The sequence below is a fragment of the Halanaerobium saccharolyticum genome, assembly GCF_004362045.1.
Classification (GTDB): Bacteria; Bacillota; Halanaerobiia; order Halanaerobiales; family Halanaerobiaceae; genus Halanaerobium; species Halanaerobium saccharolyticum_C.
In genome coordinates this window covers 58,856-83,330 of record NZ_SNWX01000004.1, presented here as the reverse complement: position 1 = coordinate 83,330, position 24,475 = coordinate 58,856, and the positions used below count along the sequence as shown (strand labels likewise).

The window sequence follows — 24,475 nt, the reverse complement described above, 5'->3', positions numbered from 1 at the left end:
TTTAAATCAGTTCCATTCGTAAAATTAATCTTTTTATCATAAACTATGTTGCCAGGTTCTAAATCTTTAATTATAATTCTATGAGTATAATCTTTATAATTTCTTCTGTTAAATTCTAAGTTAATATCAATTGTTTTCTGAGTCTGTTATAAATTTCTAATTTATAATCTTCTATATAGTTATTATTGCAGTTAAATAAGCTGGCGTCAACCTCTAATTTATCATTTTCCCCAAATAAGTTAATTGCTCTTTTGTAATCTGCCTTGCTTCTAAAAAATATTTTATTTAAATAATTTAGTGAAATATCCTGTAGTCCTAATAATTCAGCATGCCGTTTACTAATAATTTCTCTTTTTAATGGGGTATCTTCGATATGCAATGATCCTCGATGAAAAATTTTATCCCAGTCCATTGTCTTAAAAAACTCAAAATTTTTTCCAAAATTGACATAAGCGGATGCTGCATTACAACTCGCAAATACTGTGTTTTCTAATAATATTAACTCATAATCAAATAATAAATAGACTGGCAGGGGAATATGCGGTTTCACATTATCCACTTTAATTCCTTCATTTTTATATAAAGTTGGGGTTTTTTCTTTATAATAAAACCTTACACATTTTTTTATATCTCTTTTAGTATGTTCAATAACATCCTCATTGGCTGCATCTAAAAAATCAATCTCACTATTTTGACATTCAGCCCTACTTTTTAAACAACCTGTTTCAATAATGCTATTTAAATTTTTGAAATCAGTAAAATGATATAAGCCTTTAAAGTTATATTTAACCTTAAGTTGATTAATAAAAGCCTTTAATTTTTTATAATCATCTTTATACATAACCCCATCTCCTTATAATTTTTATTCTACTTAAAGTATATCATAGAATAATTTGGAAATAAAGTTAAATATTATATTCTAATGGAGTCTAAATATCAAATTACTCTATACATAAACTCCCGCCAGAAACTTAAAATCCAGCGAGAGTAATTGCTAACATATAAAATACTATTTGACTATTACAATAATCTAGTTACAGCAGAGGTTATCCTACATTTAACCCAGCCTGCGGTAAAATCTCATGTATCACTTTATACTTATGCTCTGCAGCTGCTTTCATGTATAAAGTCCAGTCAGCATTATCAAAATTATCTTTTTTATAAAATTTATTATAATTATACGCTCTTTGCTTTAATCCTTCTATAGATATTTTTGGACATTTTTTTACTTCTACAGCCTCTTTAAACCACTCACGGTCATTATAATTCAAATTTTCATCGATACTATCAAAATCCTCAAATTTAAAATAATTATTATGAATTTTACTTAACCAGTTCTTATATCTTTCTTCCAATGTTCCTCTAAATTTTAAAGTTTCTTTAATCTCTGATAAACGAAACTCTAAATTTTCATCCTCAACTACCGAACCAAATTCATCATTTTCCAATAAGAATTTTCTTAAGAAAATAAAAATATTTTTAGCAGCAGGAAGAAAACGCTTTTCCAGGTTATTAACTTCCACCATCTGCGAGTTTCTGCTATATTTCCAACTGGCATAGGGAATATCAGGATTTTTTATTGAAAGGGCATGACCTATAGGTAAAACACCAGGAATTATTTCTGTTGCTAATTTTTTAAATTTATCTTTTATTGAAAGATGTTCAACCCCATCTAATAATTCTACCAAATTATATCTATCATAAAAACCTTTAAAGTCCTGATGACTGTAAGTGTCAGCGTAAAGATGGAGAAAAATTCCTAATCTATATAAAATATTATTTTTATTACCTGATTTCATAATATCCTCTTTCAAAAGATTAACAGTTGTAGATTCCGGCTTTGTCATTAATCGAACATCATCACTTTCAGCTGCCGGAAGAAAGTGAAAAGGGATCCAAACATTAAAAGATTCATTAACATCTGAACTTTTAATAAAACTCAGTTCCTTATGAGCAGTTTGAGTTTGATGAAAAATATCCCCATCCTCAAACTTTAAAGCATGATCATAGACAGCGTCATCAACCTGTTGAGAAGAATAAGCTACTTTTTCTGCATATTCACTCTTCATACCAGCCAAACGAGATAAAACATAAATTGCCGCGTAATGAAAATCCTTCTGCACTTTAGCTCACACCCTTTTTAAAATTTCTCAAAATAAATTAATTATCCTGACTATTTTATTTTAACAAATAATTCTTCACTATAATCATTTATGTCTTCCACATTCAACATCTGATACTTATTATTAACATCCCTAAAATAATCTTCTATAAGATTTTTTCTTATTATCTCATTACTTTTTTCTTCCGGCTTTAAATTCTTTCTGGTTAATCTCCATGGTCTTTCAGAGTGGGTCATTTTTTCAAGTGTTTTAGCACTATAACAGCCAAAATTATCAATAACACTATCTAAAAGTTCTTCTTCTGCTTCTGTTAGATTAATATTTTCAAATTTAATGCTTTTATCTTCTATAGGGTTATAGCCATAATCTCTATATTTAAAATAAATTTCTTTATAAACCGGGCCATGTACCCAGGCTTCACAATCATTATCAAATAAAAACTCATCATAAAATGTTTTATAAAACCCCTGACTATAATAAAGTAACTTCTGCAGTGCTAAAGGTGTTACTTCACCTAATTCTTTAAGTAGATATTTAATTACACTATCGATCTTTTTTTCTGTCTTCAGCTCATTATTCTGCAAATCTTTTATAGCTTCTATTAGACCCTTAAAAGCTTTATCTGAAACCTTATCTTTATTTTCTTCTGCTAACTGTCTCATATAACCATAATCATCTTTTACTTTTTTTAAAGTCTCAGAATAACTTTTGGAAGGTATATCCCCATCCAAATATCGGGTTAATGTAGTCTCTCCCCAACCTAAAAGTAATGATAATGGTCTTTTACCTGTATTATACTGTTCTACTATCTCTTTAATTTCAGGAACTTTAATAATACCTGCTTTTTCTCTATAAGCATTATCTATCTTCTGCAGATTCTGGTCATGAAGTTCAGGAATAAAAATTTCAGCTCCACACTCATTACAATAAGCTCTTTCAGCGGTATATTCAAACTCCAGACCGCGTACTTCTTTTTTTTCTACTGAATCTTCAATTTGATACTCAACTTCCTTTCGGCACTCAGGACAAAAAGTTTTCTGCGGTTGATAATCTGACATATGATCATCCTTTCTTATGATCAATTATTATACTTTAATGATACACTAATAATACATTACTGTCAATTAAATGTATTAATTAATACATTTTTATTTTTGCATATAAAAAAACTCCCACCAGAGTTATAATTTCCAGTAGAAGTAACAATCTAAATAATATTTAATTGTCCTCTTTTTCCTCATCAAAAAAGTGATTTATATTCATTGGTGGCATTTGAACAGGTCCAACCTGCATTTCAATCCCAGCTTCACTCAAATCCTTTATTAATTCTTCTTTAGATACATTATCAAAATATGCATCAATTTCCTCTTCTAAATTGTTTGAATTAATAACCAAATTTTCATTTTGCTTTAATTCTTTTAAACTATCCATCATCAACCCTCCCTTTTCTTACCCAGATATCATAATTAATGTTATTCATTTTTGTTTTCATCTAATAATTTATTAATATTTAAAGGTGGAATAATAAGCGAAGATATATCCGGAGTATTAGAAGCATCATAATTTTTATCTTCAATTTTGAAAGAATCCAAATCTGTTTCCAGAGTAATTTCCTCAGATGAAGAAAGTCTAAAGCCAGATTCTTCAGCAGCTTTAATTTTATAAGCTCCGGCATTATACATATTCTTTTCAAATTCCTCTATAGTTAAATTATCAAAGTGTTCTTCTATATCTTTAATTCTTTCTTTAAAAGTACGCATAATTAATCCTCTCCTTAATTTCATACAGCTGCCATTTCATTTTCCTGAGCAGCCAGTTTAACTTTCGCAATCATTTCTTTAAGCAGATCAATCCGCGGCTGCCATCTATTAGCTTCTTCTCTGGCATCTACAATTTTTTCAAAAGGAATTTGTTGTTTTGAATCATATTTAAAAAGTCCAATCCCCTTCTTTTTTAACAACTCTATAAATTCTTCTTTAAATCCCTGTTTCGGCTCCGGCATACAGATATAAGCCTCATCTGCTCCATATTTGTGAACTTTAGCCTGATTTAAAGCCTTTCTCCAGTTTTGAAGCTTAAACTCTATAGTTATTATCCTACTGTTATTTTCAATTATTACCATATCAATAACCTTTGACATATAAGGTATTTCTAAATGTACTTCCTTAATATTATCCATATTCAATAATTTAGTATAACAATCTTCTACAATTTCATATTCAGTCATTTTTAGCACCTGCTTCTGCTATATAATCAGATCTAATCAGCGAGTTTTCTGCTGCATTAGGATATTTATTATATACATAACTTAAAATAGAATCCAGAGATAGTGTATTAATTTTCCTTTTAAACTTTATTAAATATTTTTTCTGCTGCTCTGTTATATTTGCTAAAATATTTTCTTCAACATATTTAATACCCTTTTCTGCAAGTCTATAAGAATATAAGTTGGGAGGATCATTTTCCATAGATTCCACACTGCCAAAGCCCATTTCTTCATTGTAGTCATACTTAGACTCCTCATAATCAGCAGTAGTTTGCTGAAGTTTCTCTACTTTTTCAATTACAAAATCAATATTAACAAAAAAGTGTATGTCATCTAATAAATCTTTAGAAAATGGTCCATAATCATAGGCAAAAAAATCAGGAAGAGTAGATTCGTCAAGATGATCAAAGTTGTTTTTCAGTTCTTTATTAAAAATATAGATCATTTTAGTTAATCTAGTTCTACCAATTATCGGCTCATTTTTCTTATCTGTTTTACCAGGTAAATATAACAAAAGGAGCAAAATATCTTTACCAGTTAATTTTTCAGTCATTTTTCGCTTCCCCCTTTTGGAAAAAATCTTTTATGCCCTTATAGTTAAACCTCAAATTATTTTTATTAAAAAAAGAGCTGTATCTTTTTTCTGGAAGTTGAAGTCTACCCCTTACAAATTCTAGATCTTGATTATTAATCTTATCACTATAATACTCAGGATTATCAGTCTTATATAAAATCACTTTTATCTTTGTTTGCTTTTTTATAGCTTTTTTTAATAAATATCTCAATTCATAATCCGCTTCGGGAAAAGAATAACCAATAAAAATTACTTCATCAGCTTTTGCTAACTCATTAAATGCATCTCGCCAGATTCTCCTATAATGTAAGTTTTCAAAATTTTTAATATAAGTTGGTGTTATTATAGAACTCTCAAGTTCATTTGCGCGCTCCAATTCACTGCAAAAATGGCAGTTATTCTGATCAGTTTTATCCATTAAAGTTGATAAAGCTAGAATCTGATCATGTTGAGCGTATAATTTAAAACAGTTCCTACAAATTAACCAGTTAATTGACCCGTGTAATTTTAACAATTTAATCTTATTTTCACTTTTTCTATTTATTACTTTTCCTGTATCAATATTATAACAGTCTGTACAGTAATCTACAATAATATCATCGGAAAAAGTCTTATTAAATAAGAAATTATCTATAATTGTATCCCAGTTTAAAGAAATTATTACAGGCTGATTTCCGGAATCGGCTTCACTTGCAAAATATTCAGAAATTTGTTCATACAAATGATTCTCAGATGGGGTATAATAAGATAAAATATAGATCAGACATTTATCAAGAGCAAGCTGTACTTTTTTGAGATCATTGATGCTGTAATTTTGAAAAAAACTGTTTTCTCCAATTGCCTTATCAATAATAGTAAATATATTCTCTAATGAAATATTAATTTCTATCAGTTGATCAAATATTTGATTCCATATTTTTTCTAAATTACTGTTTTCCTGCTCACTATTTTCATTTATCTTTAATATTTTTTCTTTAAGATCCATATCACCAAAATTTTTAATTAAAAATCGGGCAAAGATTTTTCTGCTTTTATTAAACAATGCAAATTGGGAGAAAAGATCATTTTTAGAATCAATAAAACTTAAATCTTCTTTATTCTTTTCTTGAAGTTGATCTTCATTTAATGAAAATATCTCATTAATCATATTTGATTGAATCGGAATACCTGCTGGCCTGGATGCTCCAGCCCCTAAAATAAATATTTTTTTAGTCATCTAAATTCATTCCACTTTCTAACACTGTTTTCCATTTAATTAAATAATTTAGTTCTTCCTGATCCTGATGTCCATATTCTAAAAAAGTTTCATAATTATTATCAATTATAGTTAATAAATTTTTTAGATCCAGTTCCTCAACTTCTTTAAATTCTTCTACTTTAGATTCAAGATAATGAATTAAACAATTTTCTTTTGTTTCCTGATCAGCATAACTGCGCTGTCTTTTAACCCCTTTAACTTCATATTCATAAACTTCAGTACTTTCAAATTCAAAGAAGTTATCAATATCCTTCCCTATTATCTGCTTACATTTAGAACAATCACAGATCTCAGTAAAATATAAATCTGCAATATCTTCCTTCTTAGGACTTTGAGCTTTATCTATAATGTGACTTTTAATGTATTCTGAAGCGGTTTGAAACCTTAAACGTCTATGCAGTGGATAAAAATAATATCTAGAAGAAGGAATACCACCACCAACAGGAACTACTGCTCTATGTTCCCCATATTCCATACCGTGTCCAACACCCGCTAAAGAAAAACTTAATTCATCTTCAAACGCGGTTAGCATTATTGAGAAAAAGCTGCCATATAAATTAATTATTTCAAGATTATTTTGGCTCAATTCTTTTATAAAATTGAAATAAACTTCTAATTTACTTTTAGAAGCCTGGTGCTCATTAAAATCGTCTATCCAGAGTAAAACCCCTTTCACATCAAGAGTAGAATATTTTTCAATAATCTCATCGCGCATTTTCTGGGATATAAATATATCATCAGAAACTACAAGTTGAACGAAAATATCTCTCTTCGGATATTTTTCCACAGCTATTTCAGCAAATTCGATGTTTAATTCCAGCCATTCTTCATAACTCATTTCATTTAAATAAAAATAAGGAGGGGTTATAAAATCAGGTTCAAAATCATTTAATCTCTGATCATCTGCATCGAGGTACTTTAAAAATCCTTTTTCCTTATTTTTCTTCTTTATTTCAGTTAACTGAAAATCAATGACATTTTCACAAAAGCTTTCTTTATGATCATTAAAATCTTTTGCTCGTACAGGTCTGCCTTTTTCATCTTCTTTTTCTGAATTTTCTGGAGTTTTTATATGTGTTATTAAGGGTTCACCATAATAATCAATTAAATTTTCAATAGATTTTTTTAGTGTTTGTTTCTTTTCTTTTTTACTGTAGGATTTTATTTTATCCAGGCTGTGTTGAAAACTATGTGTAATAGGATCAATAAAAAAACCTTTGCCTGATTCATTTAATAAATTTTTTCTGATAAAACCTGCCAGTGCTCCCGGTGTATAAGCAAGCATATTACCATTAATAGCTAACAAATCATAATACTTATTATTTTGATCTATAAACTTTTTATCAGCATTGGTACCATAACGCAAAATATGATAGGACATTTAAACACCTCCAATATTGGTTAAATTTATTATACTGTAAAAAAATGTAAAAATCAAGTTTTGTTTTATCGCTTTTATAAAACTTTTTATAATTTAGTCAACTAAATTTATAATCCCATGCTTACATTAGTTTATTCAACTCCATTGCAGTAATCTTCCCTTTTTTATAACTATTTTTTGACTCTTCTGCCCGCTTTTCTCTAGAGTCAATTTTCTTTAATCTATAAAACTCATTTTGCTCAAGATATTCAGGTTTTTTCGGATTATCATATTTTTTTTCTTTGTAAATTTCATTGCAGCTAATTAATTCTACTAATTTATTAACAAAATTAATAATAATTTTGTAGTCATTAACAACTACATCAAAATCCTGACTATTTTTTAAATTATTCTTCATATTAATCAAATTATTTTTTATTTTATTAAGTTCTTGTTTCACAGGCTTTTTCATGTTAAATTGTTTAGTTAAACTTTTATTAGTATGCAGCATAAAATAATCAGATGTTTCTAAAAATCCCAGTTCACTTATTGCTGATAGATATTTTCTGAAAAATGTACTAAATGAATCAATCCTATTTAAATTACCTTCTATTTTTAAGTCATTAAAATGTTTTAAAATAGCTAAATATTCTTTTCTTGACCGGAGTTGAACATAATTAAGAGTGCTAATTAAATACTCACTTATAATATTATCCGGCTTTTGAGAAAAATAAAAGTCAATCAACTTTACTTTTTCATTTTCAGCAACATTTTCTGCCACATTAAAAGCTTTAAATAATTCTGCTTGATCATTTGTACCAAGTTTGAAAATACTTCTATTATCAATCAAATTATTTTGAAATAAAATATTATTAAACATTTTTTTACCTTTTTCCTGTTCTTTATTATCTCTTTTACTTAATACTTCATCTATAAATATTTCCACAGCTTTCTCATAATTTGTAAACTGGGATCTACCATTAGCATATAGTTTATTAATCATTCTATTTTTTTTGAGATTTTTATGTTCAAAATCGAAATTCTTTATTTCTTTTTGTGAAGCATCCATATTGGAAATCATTTCATTGACTTTTACATTTATATGTCCAAAGTCATAATCAAAAAGCTTAAAGATAATGAGGTTAACCCTATTGTTTTCTTTTTGGAATATCTTTTCAAAATTATCTTGAGTTATTTCTTCCATCTGTCTTTTAACAATTAATTCCCCAAGAGTAAAATCTTCATTATTCACTTTAAAAGTAAATGTATTATTTAAATTATCTTTAAAATTAAGTTCTCGAAATTTATTACTATAAAAATGTTTTAAAAAGAAAAAAGCAATAGTCGTTCTTTTATCTACTTCAAGAGTCTCATCTTCTACTGCTGCAAAGATCTCATTTAAAAATATCTTCATCTTTCTTATATTTAAATTATTAAATTCAATTGATAATTCACCATTCAAACTAAAATCATCAAAAAAATCAATAAAACTAATATTTTTCATTCTAGTTCTTAAAAATTTAAAATCTTCCTTAAAAACTAATTCTTTATTATAATTACCACTTTCATAAAGATTATCGATAATATCAAAAAAATTGATTTTAGTCAGATTGATTTTATGCTGCAGGTATTTTTCTAAATAGATTGCTTTAAATTCTTTTTCCTCAATTAATACTTTTTCATTAACTTGAAAAATGATTTTGATATTATCAGCAGCAAGTTTTTCTGAAAGTGAAAAAATTTTTATTATTGTTTCTCGGTTATTAATTCTATCAATATCCTCAAAATTTATAATTATATTTTTATCTAGTTTTTTAAGATCTTTCTTCAATCCATGAATAGTAGAAGCAAATGAATCCACATCTGAAAACAGGAGAGCCTTTAAGAATTGAATTAAATTATTACTCGAACTACTCATTAACTTTTTAAGTCGGCTCGAATACTTTGAGATAACTTTGTTTTTATACATTAAATTTTCTAGCTCTTTAATCAAAGTGATTCTAAGTTCATCAAAATTACAAGCTAAAATATCAACCTCAATTATTTCATACTTATTCTCGTGCTTTTCTTTTAATTTATCAAAAAGAAAGCTTTTTCCTTCTCCCCACGGAGCATTAATACCTATAATATTAAATTTCTCTAAATAGTAAATTAGACGTTTTAAGTCTTCTTTTCTCTGGGGATATAATACCTCTCTTTTCAAAGTCTGAGCATTAAAATTTACTTTTTCAAACCTAAAATAAAGAATAGAGAAGATAAAAAATAAAAGAAGAAAATCAAAAAACAATAAAAACTTATTAGTATAAGTTAATTGCTGTTGAGAAATCAAATAAGTCGTTAGTACAATAAGATTTCCAAAACTAATTATTAGGCTGGAACAAAAAAGTTCAATATTTTTATAAAGTTTAAAATTTAAAATTAAAGCAAACCAGATTAATAAAAACATGCCTGAATAAAGCCAAATATTTAGCGGTAGTAGAAAAAATAATAAAATAGAAACTATAATTGAAATTATAAAAAGATTAATTTGTGATCTATACTGCTGCATTTATTTCATCCTTTGCTAATTGAAGGTTAAAAAATCACTAATTTTGCTTTTAAATCTTTATCAAATTTTCTAATCTGATTAAATTACTATATTATATGAAATACCCCTGAGGCTTAGAAAGCCCCAGAAGCTTTCATTAATTAAAAAATTAAGATTATCGACTAATTACCACTTTTCTGTACTTACAAACTCAAGATTTGAACTTAATATTCCTTCCATTCTGTCCTGATGAAATTTTACAGCTTCCTGAAACTTAAACCAGTGGGTATCATGGTAATTATCAGGATCATCCCATGTATAATCTTTAAAAAATAAGTGATTTAAATTAACTTTCACTTTGTATTCAAAATCATACTTTTCTGGATAGTCTTCTTTAATTGCCTCATTGAACCAGTAATATTCATTATAATCTTCAATTTTTTGGCCACCATATTCATCTTTTAAAGCAAGTTCTTTATATAGACCTATTCTTTCTTCCTTATCAGATCCTTCCTCAATTACCTCATCTATATCAGCTATCAGTTCTTGCTTTTCTGAAGACAGTTTAGATAATTTGTCATCACTATTTTTATGTTTAAATAGCTTCTCGAATAGTCGACCTATTGCTACTAGAAAACGATCTTTATTATTGACAGTTGCATTTTTTAAACGAGTATCATCCCAGACTTTATCAGGAATATCTGGATCATGACCTGCATCAGCATGGCCTATATTAGGCAAAATATGGTCCAATCCATTATAATCATTTTCCATTCCAACAAAATTTTGATGGGACCAGGTATCTAAATATGCATGGCAGGCAATACCTATTTCATATAAATTATTATCTGTCAGAGCCTTATCTATCATTTTATTAGCATTTACATTATCGGGAATAGTGTTTAAAGGTGGTATTTCATCTTCGTTAATTTTCTCAGAATAATTACTATCTTCTCCTGGAATAAAGTGAAAGAAAGGATATATACGCAGCAAATCTTTTTGTGGTTTTGTAATATCTAAGGTCTGGCTTATATAATTCTCATAATATAGTTCATCTGAACCTTTGTTGATTTCAAAAAGTATGTCATTGTTGTCAACATATTGAGAAGAATAAGCTAAAACATTTGCATCTTTAGGTTTAAAACCTGCCCTTGTAGCCGTTAAGTAAGTAACATAATAGTGAAACTCTATATCCATAATTTAACACTCCCTCATTAGATTATTGAGTCTGATTGTAAGATGACCATTTGGATTAACCAATTCCTGAGAACAAAGTTACTAATTGAAATAACTTAATTTTTAGATAATTCTCAAATCTAATTAAATTATAATACAAGTGTTTGTTAAATGCAAATTTTTACATTCATAGAAATAATCAATCCATCCCCCAGCTCCTCACCCCGGGCCCATCCTCATTATAAGTCTCAAAATAATAGCCCACAGCAGAAAGAAAACGAAACTTCTTCAAAAGCAGCCGATAAAACTTATCATCATGAGTCGAAAGCACCAGCTGCTTATTTAAGTCTCCCCCCTCCATCGAACAGCTCCGCAGCACATCAATAAAAGAAATAATATTTAAGTCATCCATACTCTGCATTGGATCATCAAGCAGAATAGTATCTAATTTTGTGCACTGCTGTCTTAAAGCCATAGAAAGAAAAATACTAATTGCAACTATATTAACCTGAGCCTTACTGAAAGTAAAAGCTGGATTAACAATTGTTTTTCCACTTTTGTTTTTACATTCAATCAAAAGAGAATTACTTCCCTGACGGCTGACAGTAGTCTTTAAATTGATCTGCCTGAAAAAGGGATGAAGATAAATGCGCTTAAAAATCTTATTTATAAATTCCTCCTGTTCCTTAAGAATCTGATCATTTAGATCTGCAACCACATCCCGCACAGCCAGTTTAAGTTTTTCCGCTTTCTCCAGTCCTCTTTTGATTTTTTCTCTTTCAGCTGCAGCTTTTTAAAATTCATTCTCTACCTCTTTTAACTGTTTTCTCACTTTGTTTTGCTGCAGCAATTCCTGCTGTTTTTCCAGTTCTGATTCCAGATTCCTGATCCTTGATTGAGCCCGTTTACAATCTGCCAGCATATTTTTACTTTCTTTTTCTCGCTGCAGAATTTCCGGATAACAGGAATCAGCCTTCAGATTATATTTATTAAACTCAGCTGCCAGGCTATCTTTTCTTTCCAAAAGCTCAGATATCTCTTTTTTTAACTCCTCAGTATTTTTGATCTCCAGGAATGAATTATTGATCATTAAATTTTTCAGCCTGTTAATTCTTCTCGATAAATTATCTTTTAATCCCCGCTCCTCAATCTGATAGTGGTCAATAATTCTAACAGCATTCTGATTTAAATAATCCAGCTCATTTAACTTACTCTGCAGCACCTTAATCTCATTTTCTACTTTTAAAATTCTGTCCTTAGTCACTGTCATTTTTATAGTAAAGCTTTCTTTTTCAGCCTCCAGTTCAGAAATCATTTTATCTACTTCTTCAGCGAATTGATCACTCAACTCCTGCAGCTCGGCTTTTATTTTCTCTTCCTTCTGGTTCTCCAGAAAGAGTTTCTTTTTTAATTCTTTTACCCTTTTACTGCCCTGAGTTAGCTTCCTTTCTATTTTCCCCAGCAGAGCCTTTCTCTCATGAGAATCACCACAGACAGGACAGTCAACTTCTCTCAGATAAGGATCACCAGTTTCTTTGAGGTAGGAAAGTGATTTTTCTAAAATATCAAAGATATCATCATTAAAATTATTTATTTGATAGAGTCTATCCCGCAGACTATCCATTTTTCTTTTTGTATCTGCCAGCCTGTCTTCGAGAGCAAAAGCCTCATTTTGAAAATAGCTCTGCCTGAGTTTAAATTCCATAAAACTCTTAGTTTTTAAACTCATTGTTACAATTGCTGATTCAATATTTAAAATTTTATCAGAAAGCTCTCTTTTTTCCTCACTTTGAGTTTTAATAAAATCCAACCAGAAATTAAGTTCTCCTTCTTTTATTTTGATAAGTTATATTTCTTGGTCAGTATAATTTCCCCGAATTTTAGTGAAAGTTTTCTCAAATTAATTTAAAGATAAAAATATGACCCTATAGATTTTATATCCATAGGGTGAAAAATTACTGTCTATAATATTCTTTTGCATCTTCCAGACCTTCTTTACAGCTATATTCAGGTTTAAAATCTAATTCTTTCAGCACTTTACTATTATCAATTGTAGTAGTTGTTGAAAGAGTTTCCAGCTTATTCAATACCGGCAGAGCAAAAGGCAGCTTTTTATAAAGATTAATTAATATCTCTGGAGCTTTAATTTTTATAACTTTCTGTTCAAATACTTCCGTCATTGTATCCAGTATCTCAGAGTATTTATAATCTCCTTCAGAAACATTATAGATTTCTCCATAAGTACTTTTATTATTTAAGATCTTAGTTATTAGTGCTGCGGGTTTTCTTATAAAATTAACTACAACTATAAAAGTGATCTGATTCTCTCCTTGAATTAAGTTTTATTGTAAAAAAAATTTTCGTATAACTCAATCATATCTAAAGTCTCTCATTCTCTCCTTAACTTTTTCTTTGTTAAAATCAGGCGGAGTATTTTTTAAATTATTTTCACTTGCTTTTTGTAAATTATATTTTACAAACTGAAAGTTTCTCAATTTTATAATATCAATTGAAGTAGCCAATATGGCTGGATTTTCTCCACCCTTAAAGCGCATTATATCTTTAACTTCTGTTTTACTTGGTTGGGTCACCCTGGTATCTCCATAGTTCGAACTGTTTACCTGAATAAAGTAACAGTGTACATCACGAGAAACTGACTCAACTATATTTGAAAAATAATTTACATCTCTGTTATAAACAGAGGCAATTAGTAAATCAACCTCAGATTTAAAAATAGATCGATGAACAATATCCGTTAACTCGTAACAATTATAACAGGCAAAATGAACATCTCGCCAGATAAACTTATCATAATGCCAGAAGTTTTGTTCGGGCAGCTCTAAATGATTACCTGTTAGTTGTTCTTTCTCTGCGGGAGAATAATGATTTTTTATTCGTGCTTTAACTAGTGAATATTTATAATCATCAACCATAAATGGCAGAATAGTCACAATTAAATTATAAGCAGTATCATTATTACTAATAAAATGTTCTAAACCACAGACTATTGCTTTTTGGTGTCTTCTTGAATAATCAGCTAGTAAAGATAACCAGGCAGGAGGTACAGATACTTCAGGCAAAATAATAATATCTAACTCATTACCATTAACTTTTTCTGTATAACTTAAATTAAGAATCCTGAATAATTTTTCTTTTCTAGCAGCACTCAAATTATAATTCTTACGGTAACTTTTCTTGAAATCATTTTCAGATAATTTAATATTTGCAACCCCAATATTCAACTTCTCTCTACTCTCATCATCTGATACTTTTAATTCTTTAATTTTAAACTTTTTGGTAGAAGAAGGTGCTTTTTTTGCTTTAACTTTCTTCGCTTTATTCTTAACATTACTTACTTTTTCTCCGTTAATCTTCAACTCAAAATATTTATCTTGATCTTTAATACTTATTCCTAGTTCATCATTTATTTCTTTAAATTCACCATAAGATTCTTCTAAATAATTGTCTAAAACATCTTCTCCTTCAGTTTTGTTTCCAAAAAACAGGTTTTTAAAGATAAAGTAATTATTGAATTCATTAAATTTTATAAATCTAGGAGAATATTCGTTTAATTTTGGATCAAATTCTAACTGTTCTTCAATATCTTCTGATTTCTCGTCTTTAAAATTATTATCATAATACTTATGTAAATTCTTCTCAGTTAAATTAATGTATGATTCCGATTCACGAGCAAGATTCGTATAATTTAGTAGAGGAGTAAAAACTAAATTATGACGCATTAAATTCGCTTCTCTAATATTTTCAGCAATATCGGAAAGCTTAATGTTTTCATCAGAAATATCAGCTTCAACAGATTTCAATTTCTTTACCAAATTATTTTTTACTTCCTTATCAAGAAATTCAGGATTCAAAGATAAAGGAATTGCAGCAGCAATTTCTAAATGCCTTTCCAGATCTTCTTTCAATTTCTTTTCCTGAGTATTATCCCCTTCAAAGGAAAGTTTATCTATCAGCTTTATCACATAAGAATAAAACTCCACAAATTCTGATTTCATTTCTTTTAAAATAAAATAGGCAAAAATCTTTTCCCATAGTATATGAAACTCCAGGCATATCTTTCCCTTAAAAAACTTCATTATTTGTTCAGCAGTATTTTTAGCATCCTTACTATCTTTATCCCACAAACGGCTGGCATAAATTTTTTTGCTTAAATATACCGAAGCTTTATATTTATTATGACGAAAAGCTTTAATACTATTTAATTTATTAACCGAGTCATCATATAACATAGAGTGTGCTTCAAATTTAAATTCGTTTTCTATTTTATGATTCTCTGGAAGAAATCTAAACTCACTACTATTTCTTCTAATATTTTCTTTGAAATTCTCAAGTATAGCCTGAGAGCCATCAGCTTTTAAATAATATACATTTATTTTTTTATTTTGAATCGCTAGATTGTCATAAACAAGCTCTCCAACTTCATTTTGAACAGTAATTTGATATTCGCTTTTCTTTTCTTTATTTTCAGATTCAGCTTCCTTATTTTGATCATCATCGCTTTTATTTTCAGCATCTTGATTTTCCTTTAATTTATCTGATTTATTTAAGATATTATTATCACACAAATATTTTTCAATAATCTTTTCCAAAGCTGTTTTTTGAGATGATTTATTCTGATCTATAATTGGATTAGAAATAACAATTAAAATATCATCTACATATCTCCCATAATAACTGGGATTGACTTCTTCCACTACTGCCTGATCAAATTCTTTTAAATACCAGTTGGCAAGTACTGAAGAAGATAATAAGCCTATAGGTAACGGAAGTCCTTTTCCTTCAAAATTTTCTTTCCCAATAGATTTAGCATATTCTTTATAAATTTCTTCTAATAAATTTGTAAGCATGATTTCATTAGAATCATCATTTACACCAAATTCATTTTTTATTTCCTGTCTCAATTTGTCAAATGATAGTTCAACATTATTAAAATAACCTTTTATATCCAATCCTATAATGGCTGTATCTTTTCCTCTTTTGGTTAATGCCTGAGCTGCATCTAAAGCATTATCTCGCCAGTCCTGGTATTGATAAAAATATGGTTTAAATAATTTTAACCCCTTTGCAATCTGATTATTATTTTCTTTTGATAACTCAAGTTTATAACCATAAGAGTTATTACTGAAATTATTTTCTAATTTATACCCTACTTTCATAACCCATAATACTGCAATAATATGAATTTCTATATCTGCATCAACTAAATATTTGGTCCGCTCAGCTTTATAGCCTGAAGCTTCAAAATCATTAGTAATGAACTTTTCTTCATCTTCACTATGTAATTCATCTTCGAGGCTTATCCCTTTTGGCATAATGGTTTTATCTATTTGGTACTCTTCAATGATTTTGGCAAAATCTTCTACTGAATCTAGATCATTTAGTATTTTACTGACTTTTCCCAATTTCTTTTCAAAATCTTCTCCTGTCTCAAATTCAGAAATTTTATGCCGTAAAATATTAAGTGTGTTATCGTAGTAAATATAAGATTTCAATTTTTTATATGCCTGTTCTACTGGTTCGTCAATATCCATTATTATAACTCCCTCAAAACAAATATATTTTTGATTACTGGCAACTGGTACACAATTCAAAGAATAATGTAGTACATTTTTCGTTTGATAAAAATAATTTAAGCTTACCCCTGCTCCTTTTTAGAGTGAACTTCATAGCGATTTTTAGTAGTCTCAGACAATAGATAATCATCATCAAAAACTTTTAAAATCAGCCATAACTTCTGCTTGTCTCCGTCATAAACAATTTTCTCATTCTCTTGATCAAGCTCAATATCTAAATTATACTTTTCTTTAATATTAAAAATATCCTCAAAATTAATCTGGTCATAATAATTTTTATTTAAAACATTACTCATCTTTTTCAATTTATTTTTATCTCTCAAACAATCATCTCTAAAATCATTACAATTTGAAATGAAATTATTCCCAATATCTTCTGCAAAAACAACTGCCTGATTTATTAATTCAGTATCATAATCAAAAATCAGTTCAAACCAGTGCCTATTTTTAAAATATAGATAATCTCTCCAATAGAAACAATGAAAATCTTTTGCTAAAGTAAATAAATCATTATGAATCATATCAAATCTGCCACCATTAAAGCTCATACCAAACATTGTAGAACGATCAATAACTTTACTTTTAGAATACTTGGTGAAAAATACTAATTTATTTCCCGATAAAGTCTCCATAACAACTATGTAAGACCATATTCTATTATAAGAACCATCCTGATATATTTCTGATGCCAGGGTTAAAGCAATTGAGTTATCAAGTGAAGCTAAAATTTCCGACAAATGAGGTATATTATCTTTTTCTAAATGCCATAAAGTTTTCTGCTCTGGCGATAACTCTAAATCATATTCATGGTTTATAAAATTGGTGAGATTTTTAATGCTGTCAATGTAAAACCCTTTTATTGCTGTTGCAATATCATTTGAGATTTCTGTTTTATAAACTTCAAAATTAGTATTTTCTCCTTTAGATTTCTTTTCTGTAAAATAGATATTAACAGTTTCACTATTATTTATATGTTCTATTATATCTCGATAATTTGGCATGTTATCCCTCCAAGTAAATATTACCAGAAAAATTAGTTATTTTTAAGGGTTTATCAATTTTAATATAATTCTTTTTGGATATACAAATTATTAAATTATCATTTTTATCAGTAACCTCATAAATTTTATAACCAAATAAATTTAATATTGGATTGGTATAGATGAGGTTAGAGTTCATGTAAATAATTCCCATAAAGAAAAGTAAAACTCCAAGAGAAGTTATATTTCTAATAGAATTAGAATCAAGAGTGATAAAAGGAATGATATATGTAACCAGATAGTTTAAAGTATCACCTGTTTTTTGAGAAACATTTTTAACCTCAATAGATTTAGGGCCCATATCTCTAATTTGATTAACACTTGATTTCAGGGCATAATTAGAAACTATAATTAAAATGAATAAAAAAATTACAAAAACGTTATTTTTTATAATTGAAGATTTATCAAAATTAATGTTCTTAATTATGAGTATTATAAACAGTGGAGTATAAGAGCTTAAAAATAAAATGAATTTAATACCTTTTCTCATTATAACTTCCTCCTTCTGCTCATTTTGTGATTCTATTATAATACATATGTTTGACTGAAGCAAATGATATCTCTTGTTATGATAAAGTTTTAAATGATTGCAAAGTAGTATTCCCGAAAGTTGCAAACTAAAATTCCCTATTATTGCAGCAAGATCAATTCCATAATTTAGCAAGAATCGTAAAATCTTAATAAGCTAAAAGTGTAAAATCTTATTTATCACTACCAACTGGTACACAATTCAATTAGCAGGGTGGTACATTTTTCGATTAGCAGAGCAGCAACTTCTGCTGCTGGCACTTTTTCTAGCACCAGCTAGAAAAATGACCGGCCTCTCTGCCGGAACCTCGCCGCAGCATCCCGCAGTTAAAATTTATGAAAGCTCTTGACTACTCCAAATAAATAGAAAACTCCCACCTAAAAGAATTCTGGTGAGAGTAGTAGTTTAATGATAACTTCATTTAATATTTAATTCGACAAATTTCTGTATATCTCGGGTGGTCAACAGAAAATCCCTATTTCACTTTATAAACAATCTTCCAAACCATCATCTGCTAAAATATTTCTAATCTCCTTAACTTCCTGAGCTCGCTTTTTATCACAGATTAAAATAGCATCTTCTGTATCAACTATCACCACATCATCAAGCCCAATAGTAGTTACAACTTTATTAGGGCTGTGAATAATAGAATTAGTAGTATCTATACCGTAATGTTTACCGATTACTATATTACCATCATCATCCATCTTTTTTATTCTTTCTAAGGCAGGCCAGCTACCTAGATCATCCCAGCCAAAAGAACCAGGAATAACAAAAATATCCTCTGCTTTTTCCATAATTCCATAGTCAATAGAAACACTCTGCATATTTTCGAATTCTTCTCTAATTACTTTTTTAGCTAAATCTGTTCCTAAAGCACCTTTTATTCTCTCTAAGGATTCATACATCTCGGGTAAATGTTTCTCTATATTCGCCAGAATGCTGCTTAACTGCCAGATGAACATCCCGCTGTTCCAGAGATATGTTCCTTCTTCTAAAAACTCCTTAGCGGTACTTAAATCAGGTTTTTCAGTGAAGTTTTTAACTTCAAATACCTGATCCCCATCTATGGTATGTAGTTGATCACCAAAGTGAATATAACCATAACCTGTTTCTGGATGAGTTGGTTCTATACCAATAGTAACTAAATTTTTGCCGGTAGCTGCAGTCATAATTGATTTTCTTAAAATATCTACAAATCTTTTTTGATCTTTAATTAAATGATCGGCTGGTAAAACAATCATTGTCGACCCAGGATATTTATCCTCAATAACTACTGAAGATAAACCTATACAGGCAGCAGTATTTCTTTTCATTGGTTCTACTATTATGTTTTCTTCTGGTATACCATCTAATTGTTTTTTAATTGCTTTTTGATAGGCTTCATTAGTTGCAATAAAAACCTGTTCCAAAGGAACAAGTTCATTTATTCTTTCTACAGTTTCCTGCAGCATTGTTTTTTGATCATCATTTAGCTTTAAAAACTGTTTTGGATGGTCTTTTCTGCTTAAAGGCCAGAATCTAGTTCCTTCTCCTCCAGCCATTATTAATGCTGTTATCATTTATGCCACCTCAGTATTATTAGATAAATTAATTTTTATAATTCCATTGCTTCCATAATTGATTTATTAACAATTTCTACATCATATTTCTCTTTAACTATCTGCAGACTTTTCTTACCCATTTGTTTCTGCAGCTTCGGATCATTTATTAAAGTTATCATTTTTTCCGCTAAATCATCTGCATCTTTTAACTTTACCAAAAATCCATTTTCTCCATTATCAACTGTTTCCCTGCAACCTGGAGCATCAGTCGTAATAATAGGTCTTCCCATAGCCATTGCTTCTAAAACCGTTTTAGGAGTACCCTCATGGTAAGAGGGCAATACAAACACACTGCTCTGCTCAATGTATGGTCTTACATCTTCCTGATATCCAAAATACTCTATTATATCATTTGAAATATATGGGTCCAAATCTTCAGACCTCAGTGCAGATGGATTACTATCAAAGGGTCCTACTAATAAAAATCTTGTATTAGGATATGATTCTTTCACTTTCTTGGCAGCCTCTAAATATTCAATTATCCCTTTATCTTTAATTAACCTACCTATAAATAAAAAAGCATTTACTTCAGGAAAAGGTTTTGATTTGAACTCATTTGTATTAACACCAGAACCATTAATAATAACAGTATTTTCTTTATCAACTATTCCTTCTTTAATAAATAAGTTTCTATCATCATTATTTTGAAAAAATAGCTTTTTATTGAACTTAGAAGCCAATTTATACTCGAATTTCATTATAGTTTTAATTAAGCGATTCTTTAATCCCTTACCTCTAAAAATAGATCCAAGTCCAGCAATTAAAGAATAAATATCTTTTACTCCATATATTCTAGCTGCAATACTGCCGTAAATAACTGTTTTAGCCTGATATGAAAATATCTTTTCTGGCTTCTCGTTTTTTATAATTTTAAATAACTCAATTAAAGTTTTTAAATCTTTTAATGGATTAGTTCCATTACGATCTACATTAATACTTAAATATTTAATATTATGTTCTTTAAATTTATCTTTCCATTCATTCATACTTTCAGATCCTACTGCTACAACCTCGTGACCATTTTTAATAAAGGATTTCATCATATCTAATCGAAACCAAAATAAGGATTTTGTATGACTGGAAAGAACAAGTATTTTCATTGTTTATAAACTCCTAAAGTTATTTGTATTGATCTATTTCCATTTTTATTCCCTCTTCAAACTTTATCGGCTGATAGCCAAAATCTTCAGCTGCCTGAGCGTGAGAATAATGTCTATCTTCACCCATCCTCTGAACTCTTTCGATATAATCAATTTTATTTAAAGAAATAAGTTTAAGCAGTTTTGCCATTAATACTCCAATATTTAATGGGACACTTAAAAAATATGTTTTCTTCCCAAGTCCATCGGATATTAGTTTAAAAACTTCCAGCATTTTTATTGGGCGGTCTCCAGATAAAATATATGATTTATTTTTAGTTACTTTTTCAGATGTAGTTAAGACTTTATAATAAGCTTTCCCTAAATCTCTTGCATTAACAGGCTGCAGCAGACTTTTACCATTGTCGATAACAGGCATTATCCTTAGATAATCAATCATCTTAATAAATTTACTCATATTACTGTCACATAAATCTCCATAGATCATTGTTGGTCTTAATATATTAACATTCATCTCTTTTTCTTTATTCTTTTCTAAGAGACTATTAATTTCTGCTTCAACTTCTTCATATTCTTGAGAAGCATTTTTATATTTAGAAAAAATTCCGGTAGTATGTACCAGTACTACTTTACTGACTTCATTTTGTAAAGCATACTTAACTACTGCAGGAGAATGGTGAATGTTATAAATATGCATCACTTTATCTACACCAGTCATTGCTTTTGCAATTGTTTCTTCATCATTTATGTCTCCAACTATTTTTTCAATATTTAAGCCACTATTATCTAAAAGAGATGTATCTGAACTTTTTCTAACAATACATTTAATTTTTTCCTGATAATTATGTTTAATTAATTCTTTTAAGAAATATCGACCGCTGTGACCTGTTATTCCTGTGACTAATAACATTAATGCACCTCTTTGCTATATATTCTCTTTATACCATTTTATAGCTTCAGCAAAACCTGATTTGAAATCCCAATCCGGATCATAATTAAGTAATTCTTCTGCCTTTGAAATATCAGCCAGACTGTGCTTTATATCCCCAGGTCGTTCTGGAGCATAAATTGGTTCTCTTTCAATCTCCAACTTTTCACACATTAGATCATAAACTTTATTGATTGTAAATCTTTCTCCATAAGCAATATTAAATGCTTCTCCAGCTGCTTTACTATCTGCCAGACAGGCTTTAAGGTTAGCTTCAATTACATTTTCGATATAGGTAAAGTCTCTTGACTGTTCACCATCACCATAGATTTCAACCTGGTTACCATCTTTTAAGATTTTGATAAATTTAGGTATTACAGCAGCATATTCAGAAAATGGATCCTGTCTTCTGCCAAATACATTAAAATATCTTAGACCTATACATTCTAAATCATAGCTTTTAGTATAAAGTTTAGCATATTCTTCTTTAACTGATTTTGTTAGAGCATAGGGAGATAAAACTTGTCCTTCCTTGCCTTCTTCTTTTGGTAATTCTTTAGAATCACCATAGACAGAAGAAGAGGAAGCATAAACAAATTTTTTAACATTATTTTGTCTGGCGGCTTCCATCATATTAGAAGTCCCTTTAATATTATTATCTTCATAGATTAGAGGTTCTCGCATTGAGCGAGGTACAGACCCCAATGCTGCCTGATGTAGAATATAATCAACACCCTCTGCAGCTTTTAAACAGGTCTTGTAATCTCTAATATCTCCTTCAATAAAATTGAAGTTTTCATTATTTATAAATTCTTCTATATTTTCTTTTCTGCCGTTAGAAAAGTTATCTATTCCTCGAACTTCATAACCTAAATCAAGTACAGCTTCGACTAAATTGGATCCTATAAATCCTGCAGCACCTGTGATTAAAAAAACTGAGTCATTCGCAAATTCTAAATCCTGATATCCCATTAATTAAAGCCTCCAGTATATATAATTTTCAGCTTCTGCTTTTTCTTTATCAAATATTCCTTTAACATCCATCAATACATAACCATCATTATCTGTCTCAGCATCCTGATAGTATAAGTCTTTAATATTATCTAAATTAAATTCGGCAAATTCATCATGGGCAACTGCAAATATTACAGCATCTGCATCTTTGATTTCGTTTTTATTAATTGTTTCTATATCATATACTTCTTTAAGATCTTCTTTATCTGCTACCGGATCAACTATTTCTACTTCTACACCATATTCTTTTAATTCATTGATTAAATCAACTACTTTAGTGTTTCTAACATCAGGACAGTTCTCTTTAAAGGTGATACCAAAAATAGCTACCTTTGAGCCTTTAATCTGTTTATTTGCATTGATCATCTTTTTAACAGTCTGTTCTGCTGTATATTTACCCATATTATCATTTATTTTTCTACCAGATAATATGATCTGAGAATGATAACCTATCTGTTCTGCTTTATAAGTTAAATAATAAGGGTCTACTCCTATACAGTGTCCTCCTACTAAACCTGGAGTGAAATTTAAAAAGTTCCACTTAGTTCCTGCTGCTTCTAGAACTGATTTTGTATCAATATCTAATTTATCAAAAATTACTGATAACTCATTCATGAATGCTATATTAATATCCCGCTGTGAATTTTCTATTACTTTAGCAGCTTCAGCTACTTTAATGCTTTCTGCCTTATGTACCCCTGCATCAATTACCATTTCATAAACTGCAGCTATCTGATCTAAAGATTCCTGGTCCATACCAGAAACCACTTTAACAATAGTATTTAATCTATGTACTTTATCACCAGGATTTATTCTTTCTGGTGAATATCCTACTTTAAAATCTTTTCCACACTTCAAACCTGATTCTTTCTCTAAAATTGGAATACAGATTTCTTCTGTTACTCCTGGATAAACTGTTGATTCATAAACTACTATTGAACCTTTAGTTAAATTCCTGCCAACACTTCGACTTGCTGATTTAACTATTGAAAGGTCTGGATTTTTATCCTTAGTTATTGGAGTTGGCACTGCTACTATATGAAATTTAGCTTCTCTTAATTTGCTTTCATCTGCAGTAAAAAGAGCAGTAGATTCTTTAACTGCCTGATCTCCTGCTTCTTTGGTTACATCTATTCCCTGTTTATATTTATCTACCTTTTTCTGATTGATATCATAAGCGATAACATCTGCCTTTTCAGCAAAAGCAACCGCTATAGGTAGACCTACATAACCAAGACCTACTATTGATATTTTTTCTTTTTTGTTTTTAATTAATTTTTTTAAATACAAAAAATCACATCCTTAATATATTTTTAAAACCCTGTTATCCTAAGTATCTTCCTTTAAGAATCTATAATGAATTTAAATTATTTTCTACATTC

The 24,475-nt window shown here is 29.0% G+C and carries 22 protein-coding genes; all 22 read right to left on the bottom strand.

The annotated features are described in order from the left end of the window. Nucleotides 1-115 precede the first annotated feature (115 nt). The gene (locus tag DFR79_RS04075) at nucleotides 116-841 is read right to left on the bottom strand and encodes a DarT ssDNA thymidine ADP-ribosyltransferase family protein (protein WP_133514235.1); all 726 of its coding nucleotides are present in this window, start codon (nucleotides 839-841) and stop codon (nucleotides 116-118) included. 205 nt (nucleotides 842-1,046) lie between these two features. Then, nucleotides 1,047-2,123: a DUF6765 family protein gene (locus DFR79_RS04070; protein WP_133514234.1), complete on the bottom strand. Its 1,077-nt coding sequence runs from the start codon at nucleotides 2,121-2,123 to the stop codon at nucleotides 1,047-1,049. A gap of 50 nt (nucleotides 2,124-2,173) precedes the next feature. Next, nucleotides 2,174-3,181, bottom strand: coding sequence for a type II TA system antitoxin MqsA family protein (locus tag DFR79_RS04065; protein ID WP_133514233.1), 1,008 nt, complete (start codon nucleotides 3,179-3,181; stop codon nucleotides 2,174-2,176). Between the two features lie 160 nt (nucleotides 3,182-3,341). Beyond that, entirely contained in the window at nucleotides 3,342-3,554 is a 213-nt protein-coding gene (locus DFR79_RS04060) for a hypothetical protein (RefSeq protein ID WP_133514232.1), read from the bottom strand. 41 nt (nucleotides 3,555-3,595) lie between these two features. Beyond that, nucleotides 3,596-3,883: a hypothetical protein gene (locus DFR79_RS04055; RefSeq protein ID WP_133514231.1), complete on the bottom strand. Its 288-nt coding sequence runs from the start codon at nucleotides 3,881-3,883 to the stop codon at nucleotides 3,596-3,598. 20 nt (nucleotides 3,884-3,903) lie between these two features. Beyond that, nucleotides 3,904-4,350, bottom strand: a complete 447-nt coding sequence (locus DFR79_RS04050) for a hypothetical protein (protein WP_133514230.1) — start codon at nucleotides 4,348-4,350, stop codon at nucleotides 3,904-3,906. Further along, on the bottom strand, nucleotides 4,343-4,942 hold the full coding sequence (locus tag DFR79_RS04045; RefSeq protein WP_133514229.1) for a hypothetical protein: 600 nt from the start codon (nucleotides 4,940-4,942) through the stop codon (nucleotides 4,343-4,345). Before DFR79_RS04045 ends, DFR79_RS04050 begins: the two co-directional genes overlap by 8 nt. After that, nucleotides 4,935-6,179, bottom strand: a complete 1,245-nt coding sequence (locus tag DFR79_RS04040; RefSeq protein WP_133514228.1) for an SIR2 family protein — start codon at nucleotides 6,177-6,179, stop codon at nucleotides 4,935-4,937. Before DFR79_RS04040 ends, DFR79_RS04045 begins: the two co-directional genes overlap by 8 nt. Beyond that, a complete protein-coding gene (locus DFR79_RS04035; RefSeq protein WP_133514227.1) occupies nucleotides 6,172-7,602 on the bottom strand; it encodes a hypothetical protein in 1,431 nt (476 codons plus the stop codon). Before DFR79_RS04035 ends, DFR79_RS04040 begins: the two co-directional genes overlap by 8 nt. A 121-nt stretch (nucleotides 7,603-7,723) precedes the next feature. After that, a complete protein-coding gene (locus DFR79_RS04030) occupies nucleotides 7,724-9,784 on the bottom strand; it encodes a hypothetical protein (RefSeq protein WP_133514226.1) in 2,061 nt (686 codons plus the stop codon). Between the two features lie 510 nt (nucleotides 9,785-10,294). Continuing rightward, complete coding sequence (locus DFR79_RS04025) at nucleotides 10,295-11,305, bottom strand: DUF6765 family protein (RefSeq protein ID WP_133514225.1); 1,011 nt, start codon at nucleotides 11,303-11,305, stop codon at nucleotides 10,295-10,297. Nucleotides 11,306-11,483: 178 nt separating this feature from the next. Then, nucleotides 11,484-12,002, bottom strand: coding sequence for a hypothetical protein (locus tag DFR79_RS04020; protein ID WP_166637963.1), 519 nt, complete (start codon nucleotides 12,000-12,002; stop codon nucleotides 11,484-11,486). A 75-nt stretch (nucleotides 12,003-12,077) separates the two neighbouring features. Next, on the bottom strand, nucleotides 12,078-13,094 hold the full coding sequence (locus tag DFR79_RS04015; RefSeq protein ID WP_133514223.1) for a hypothetical protein: 1,017 nt from the start codon (nucleotides 13,092-13,094) through the stop codon (nucleotides 12,078-12,080). 145 nt (nucleotides 13,095-13,239) lie between these two features. Then, the gene (locus DFR79_RS04010) at nucleotides 13,240-13,464 is read right to left on the bottom strand and encodes an NAD(P)-dependent oxidoreductase (protein ID WP_133514222.1); all 225 of its coding nucleotides are present in this window, start codon (nucleotides 13,462-13,464) and stop codon (nucleotides 13,240-13,242) included. A 189-nt stretch (nucleotides 13,465-13,653) separates the two neighbouring features. After that, entirely contained in the window at nucleotides 13,654-16,836 is a 3,183-nt protein-coding gene (locus tag DFR79_RS04005) for an RNA-directed DNA polymerase (RefSeq protein WP_133514221.1), read from the bottom strand. 104 nt (nucleotides 16,837-16,940) lie between these two features. Continuing rightward, nucleotides 16,941-17,879 carry a Kiwa anti-phage protein KwaB-like domain-containing protein gene (locus DFR79_RS04000; RefSeq protein WP_133514220.1) on the bottom strand — a complete coding sequence of 313 codons (939 nt, stop codon included), beginning with the start codon at nucleotides 17,877-17,879 and terminating at the stop codon, nucleotides 16,941-16,943. Between the two features lies 1 nt (nucleotide 17,880). Further along, a complete protein-coding gene (kwaA, locus tag DFR79_RS03995) occupies nucleotides 17,881-18,408 on the bottom strand; it encodes an anti-phage protein KwaA (protein WP_133514219.1) in 528 nt (175 codons plus the stop codon). Nucleotides 18,409-18,932: 524 nt separating this feature from the next. Then, complete coding sequence (locus DFR79_RS03990; RefSeq protein WP_133514218.1) at nucleotides 18,933-20,009, bottom strand: mannose-1-phosphate guanylyltransferase; 1,077 nt, start codon at nucleotides 20,007-20,009, stop codon at nucleotides 18,933-18,935. Between the two features lie 35 nt (nucleotides 20,010-20,044). Continuing rightward, the gene (locus tag DFR79_RS03985; RefSeq protein ID WP_133514217.1) at nucleotides 20,045-21,151 is read right to left on the bottom strand and encodes a glycosyltransferase family 4 protein; all 1,107 of its coding nucleotides are present in this window, start codon (nucleotides 21,149-21,151) and stop codon (nucleotides 20,045-20,047) included. 19 nt (nucleotides 21,152-21,170) lie between these two features. Further along, nucleotides 21,171-22,061, bottom strand: coding sequence for an NAD-dependent epimerase/dehydratase family protein (locus DFR79_RS03980; protein ID WP_133514216.1), 891 nt, complete (start codon nucleotides 22,059-22,061; stop codon nucleotides 21,171-21,173). A 15-nt stretch (nucleotides 22,062-22,076) separates the two neighbouring features. Next, on the bottom strand, nucleotides 22,077-23,051 hold the full coding sequence (locus DFR79_RS03975; protein WP_133514215.1) for an SDR family oxidoreductase: 975 nt from the start codon (nucleotides 23,049-23,051) through the stop codon (nucleotides 22,077-22,079). Nucleotides 23,052-23,054: 3 nt separating this feature from the next. After that, nucleotides 23,055-24,383 carry a nucleotide sugar dehydrogenase gene (locus DFR79_RS03970; RefSeq protein WP_133514214.1) on the bottom strand — a complete coding sequence of 443 codons (1,329 nt, stop codon included), beginning with the start codon at nucleotides 24,381-24,383 and terminating at the stop codon, nucleotides 23,055-23,057. Nucleotides 24,384-24,475 lie beyond the last annotated feature (92 nt).